This is a genomic window from Sinomonas sp. (genome assembly GCF_036848755.1).
In the GTDB taxonomy this organism is placed as follows: Bacteria; Actinomycetota; Actinomycetes; order Actinomycetales; family Micrococcaceae; genus Sinomonas.
The window spans coordinates 33580-39066 of the sequence record NZ_DAIUJO010000025.1; the positions used below are offsets into that span (position 1 = coordinate 33580).

The following is a 5487-nucleotide window of genomic DNA, read 5'->3' on the forward strand; positions in this document are numbered from 1 at the left end:
GGCCCGGAGCGGGCGGGGAAACGAGCACGGCATCGCGGACCCGTACGCGGGCTAGGGACCCGTTCCCGGCCCGGAGCGGGCGGGGAAACGAGCACGGCATCGCGGACCCGTACGCGGGCTAGCGACCCGTTCCCGGCCCGGAGCGGGCGGGGAAACGAGCACGGCATCGCCGACCCGTACGCGGGCTGGGGACCCGTTCCCGGCCCGGAGCGGGCGGGGAGACCCCTAATCATTGCCTCCCCGGCGACCCCGCCGCGGGAACCTGGCCCTCGCTGCATCCGCGGCGGGGGCCAGTCGTTTGGCGGGGGGCAGTCGTTTGACGGCCGGTCCCCAGCGCTTGAGCAGGGGCGAGACGGCGCGGCCGATCAGCCGGAGGGCGCGGTCCCGAGCCCTCCGCAGCGGGTGTCGCATGGCGTCGCTCGGCCTTCCGAAGGCCGACGGCGGGAGGGCGGCGATGCGGACCCGGGCGAGCGGCGAGCGCGTGGCGCGGCCGGCGCGGGCAACAGCGGCCAGGGCGTCCCGGGCTGCGGCGTCGTCGGCCGCGTACCCTGGCGGCCCGTACTCATAGCGTTCGTATTCGCGTGTGAGGGTTGCGAGCGCGCCCTTGAGCGTTGCGCTCTCGCTCGAACTCCCGTCGTCGGCCTCCCACCGCTCGAGCCGTCTCGCGTAGGCGCGCGGGGTGTCAGCGGGGTCGGCGGCGAGGCCGTGGTCGAGCCCGAGGGCCTCGAGTTCTTCCCACATCCCCTCAATGCCGCGGGCGAGGCGACGGCGTCGTTGGGTGGCACGGATGGCTGCGGGAAGCACGAGGAGCGCAGCGAGGAGCGCCGCGCCGAGCCCGAGCCCGGTGACCTCGGTCCGGGTCTGGGCCGACGCCGCGCTTGCGGCATGCGAGGCCGCAGGGCTCGGGGTGGGCGTCGCAGCCTTGGGGGCCGCCGTCGCTCGCAGGGCGTCGTTCGGGTTGTCGAGGTTGGTGCTGACGCCCGAGGGGGTATCGGTCTGCGCATAGGAGGGGACGGCTCCCCTGGAGGGCGTGGGCTCGAATGACACCCAGCCGAGGCCTTCGAAGTAGAGCTGGGGCCACGCGTGCGCATCGCGGGCATCCACCTGGTACTCGGGCAGCGAGCCGAGCCCAGCGACGGCCACGGTAGCGCCCGTGGGGTGGCCTGGGGCGAAGCCGACTGCGATGCGGCTCGGGATGCCCACGAGGCGGGCCATGACGGCCATGGCGGCGGCGAAGTGGATGCAGTAGCCCGACTTCTTCTCGAGGAACTTTTCGAGGACGTCCATGCCGGTGCCGTCGTAGCCCTGCTGTACGGGTGCCTGCTCCGAATAGGTGAACGTCCGCAGGTAGGCCTGGATGGCGAGGGCCTTCGCGTACGGCGTCGCCGCACCCTTGGTGATCGTTGCCGCCGTCGTCCGTACGAGGCTCGGGACGTTGCTCGGCACGGCCGACGTCTCGAGCCCGATCCCGCGCGGCGTCGTGCGCACGGCGGCGAGCTCCGCGGGCGTGAGGTTGGGCACGACGGACCGAACCACGTAGTTCTGTCCCAGGCTCGCCCCGGGATCGCCCTTGATGCTGAGGTTGAGGGGGTCCCAGCCCATGCGCCCCTGAACCCCCGAGACTGAAACCGGGGCGAACGGGACGGGGAGGTAGGGGCTCGTGAAGTTGCCGGTCGAGATGACTGTGGTCGTCGTGAGGAGCTGGGCGGTCTGGGCGGTCTCAGTGGTGATGGAGCTGAGGTCATACTGCCGTTGGTCGTCGCGGTTGTCCGGGCCCCAGGTGCTTCCCTCGAACGAGTCCACGGTGGTGGTCTGTAGGTACACGGGCTGGGTCGAGTCCGTCGCATAACGGATGATCCCGACCCCCTGGCCGCTTCGGAGGTCGCTGCCGAGGCTGATGAAGGGGTTGAGGCCCACGTTCTGCCCGAAGTACTTGAGCCGAGAACCCTCGGGGAACGAGCCGCTGTCGAAGCCGGGGATGAGGGTGGGCAGCACGAGAGCCCCCACGACGATGGCGCCCACGAGCGTGATGACGCGCGACGGCGAGACAGCGGCCCCCGCGGGCCGTGCGGGCCTCGACCCCGCGTCCTCGCTGGCGACGACGTCCGCTCGGGCCAGCGCGAGCGCCCCGAGGTAGGCCGCGCCGCCGACCGCGAAGCCCCAGCCGCCGGGTCCGTCGGACTTGAGGAGTGCCGGCACGGTGAGCACGGAGAGCGGCGCGACTCCGGCGACGGCCGGCATGCGGCACGCGACGCCGATCGCTTCGCCGATGAGCGCGGTGAGGCCGAGGGCCCCGGCGAGGAGCGCGACGATGCCGACGTTCGGGGAAGCCGGGACGGCCTCGAATGAGATGGTGTTCCACGCCTCGTCGAGGGCTTCGCGGACCCCTTCGATCGTCTGGGCCGTCGGGATGAATCCGAGCAAGGACGTGTCGCGCAGGAACATGCTGCACATGGCGAACGCCCAGATCACGAGCCCCACGAGCGAGGGCACGACGTGCGGTGCGCGCAGAAGGCGGGCGACCGCAACCGCGATCGCGGTCGCGAAGACGACGACGACGATCGGGTACAGCCATGCCCAGCTGCGGAGAACGCCGTCGTACGAGAGGGCGGCACCCGCAACGGACGTGGCGAGCAGGAGGCCGACGGCGGCCGGCCGCCACGCGAGGGAGCGCCAGCCGGGCAGGGACGACCGGCGCTCTGGCTGTTCCGGCGGCCCAGAGGGCAGGCCCCGTGCGGGCGGGGCGGGAGCGCTCGTCACCATGGGGCCACCTCCGCCGTGAGGGCGAGCCATGCGGCGTCGATCCTCGTTGACGGGGTCGCCTCGACAGCGAACCACCCAGCTGCACGGAGCGCTTCGACGGCGCCGTGGCAAGCGCCCGGGCGGTCGGCGACGACGAGTGCGAGAGCCCGCTCGGAGGCGGCGCCCGAAGGGGCGAGGACGCGTGCGTCGTCGGCCGTCGTGCGGCCGAGGACCGCGACGATGGGCCCGCGCTGCCCGTGGGCCTCGAGTCGGTCGAGCAGCAGGTCGCCGAAGCCGTCCCCGGCGCGCGCCGGGGTGCCGTTCTCGCGCCCACGGGGCAGGATCGCGGCGAGTCCCTCGGCAACCGAGGCGAGGCCTGTGCGGCCCGAGTAGTCGGGGGCGTCCGGTTCGGACGACGACGGCGAGTGCGAGAGCGCGAGGCTGCCGTCGGTGTCGAGCAGGCGGAGGGAGTAGTCGAGGTCGGCGAGGTGGGCGGCGACGGACATGGCGGCCGTGATGGCCCACTCGAACTCGGGCGAACCCGGTGCCCACTCGCCCGGGGGGACGGCCCGCCCCGACGAGACGGGGAAGGCCTCGCGCCGAAGGTCGAGGATGATGGTGGCCTCCGGGGAGGTGGCCGACTCCTCCTGGCGCACCATGAGCTCGCCATGCCGCGCCGTCGCCGCCCAGTGGACGCGCCGCATGGGATCGCCGTGGCGGTACTCGCGCGTCATGACGTCGTCCTCCGAGGGATTCGCCTGCATCCGCGTCGCAATGACGCCCTCGATTCCGCGGAGCCCCGAGAGAACGGAGGCTGCGAGCGGCACTGGCGCCGGGGTGACCGTGAGGATCGTGCCGTCGTCGATGCGCGTGCGCTGCTCCGTCACGCCGAAGACGTCCGTGGAGCGAGCCTCGACCGGGCCGAGCAGGTAGAGGCCGCGGCGGGGGCAAGAGAGCTGATAGCGGTAGCGGCTTGCGCCGTCGTACCCCACCGTGCGCCCCGGGTAGGCGAAGTCGGGACCGGTCCCGAGCGTGGACGGGAGCTGCTCTGCCATGGACAGGCGGCCCACGAGGACCCCCGCGTGACGAATTGCCAAGTGGACCTCGGCCCGCTGGCCGGCCTCGACGATCGGCGGCTCGGTCGAACGCTCGACCGTCAGGCCGGGTCGGAACAGCCGCGTCGAGAGCCAGGCCGCGGCCGGGATGAGCAGGAGGAAGGCCGAGAGGTGGAGGAGGTCTCGCCGCCCCATGGCCTGCGCGGCGAGAAGGACGGCCGTTCCGGCGATGAGGAATCCCCAGCCCACGCTCGTGAGGCGCCCCTGCCACGGTGCTCGCGGGGCAGCCATGGTTGGTTAGGCCTGCCGACGAAGACGAGCGGCGCCGTCGGACGGGAGCGGCACTGTGGCGAGGATGTGATCCACGACGCCGGCGACCGTGAGTCCCGCTGCCGCAGCGCGGCGGTCGAGGATGAGCCGGTGGACCAGCACGGCAGGCGCCATGGCGGCGACGTCGTCAGGGAGCACGAAGTCGCGGCCGTCGAGGGCCGCACGGGCCTTCGACGCCCGCAGGAGCTGCAGGACGGCGCGGGGGCTCGCCCCAAGCCGGACTCGCTCGCTCGTTCGGGTGGCTCGACCGAGTGCGACCGTGAATTCCTTGACGGGGTCGGAGACGTACACCGCCTTGACCGCTTCGATCATGGCCGCGACGTCGGAGGCCTCGGCGACGGGCTCAACTGACAGCAGCGGGGACTCCGACTGGTGGCTCTCAAGCATCTCGATCTCGGCGGCTTCGTCCGGGTAGCCCATCGAGATCCGCGCCATGAAGCGGTCGCGCTGAGCCTCTGGCAGCGGGTACGTTCCTTCCATCTCGATCGGATTCTGGGTGGCGATGACCATGAACGGTTCGCTCAACCCGTACGACGTGCCGTCGACCGTCACTTGGTGCTCCTCCATGCATTCGAGGAGGGCGGACTGGGTCTTCGCAGATGCTCGGTTGATCTCGTCGCCGATCACGATATTGGCGAAGACAGCGCCGGGGCGGAACTCGAATTGGCGGGTGGCCTGGTTGTAGATCGATACCCCGGTGACGTCGCTCGGCAGGAGGTCCGGGGTGAACTGGATGCGGCTCACAGAGCAGTCGATGGTCCGTGCGATGGTCTTGGCGAGCATCGTCTTGCCGACGCCGGGTACATCCTCGACGAGCAGGTGGCCCTGGGCGAGCAGCACCGTGAGTGCGAGGCGCGAGGCCTCCGCTTTGCCGTCGATCACCCGGTCCACGGCAGCAAGGATGTTTTCGCACAGCTCACGGAAGCGGGCGGGCGGCATGGGCGCTGCGGGAGGGGCAGCTCTCAGCGGCGTGAGGGCCGTCGCCGCGGCGTGGTGCACGTCCATGCATTCCCCCTGAGCCGGTGGGAGTGTGACCACGGACGAGACGTCCGTCACACCTCTGTTCAGTCCACGTTACCCGCAACCTGAGCCTTCGACCCCGCCCGATTCTGTGACGCCGCTGTGATGCATTCACGAAGACGAGGGAAGCGAGAGCACGCGTCTCGGGGGCGCGGATTGTCGGGCGGCCTTATTTTGTCGGAGGCTGCTGGGAGGCTTGCTGCATGGGGGACGGCAAGGGGGAAGACATGCATGAAAAGCCGGGGGATCAGCAGCCACATGAGGGTCCGGAGGCGGCCGACGGCGCCGGTTCGGGGGACGGCGCTGGCTCTGCGGACGGCGCTGCCTTGGGGGACGGCGC

Annotated in this window: 3 protein-coding genes; all 3 read right to left on the reverse strand. The window is 71.6% G+C overall.

Translation table 11 applies throughout. The features are described from left to right. Positions 1-225: 225 nt before the first annotated feature. From V7053_RS05970 to V7053_RS05980, 3 genes are read right to left on the reverse strand one after another with little or no spacing between them, the layout of a single operon-like run. Complete coding sequence (locus V7053_RS05970; RefSeq protein WP_334171352.1) at positions 226-2793, reverse strand: transglutaminase TgpA family protein; 2568 nt, start codon at positions 2791-2793, stop codon at positions 226-228. Then, positions 2757-4088 (reverse strand): DUF58 domain-containing protein, encoded by a 1332-nt coding sequence (locus V7053_RS05975; protein ID WP_334171353.1) that lies wholly within the window; start codon positions 4086-4088, stop codon positions 2757-2759. The genes V7053_RS05970 and V7053_RS05975 overlap by 37 nt, the downstream gene beginning before the upstream one ends. A gap of 6 nt (positions 4089-4094) precedes the next feature. Continuing rightward, positions 4095-5132, reverse strand: coding sequence for an AAA family ATPase (locus V7053_RS05980; protein ID WP_334171354.1), 1038 nt, complete (start codon positions 5130-5132; stop codon positions 4095-4097). Positions 5133-5487 lie beyond the last annotated feature (355 nt).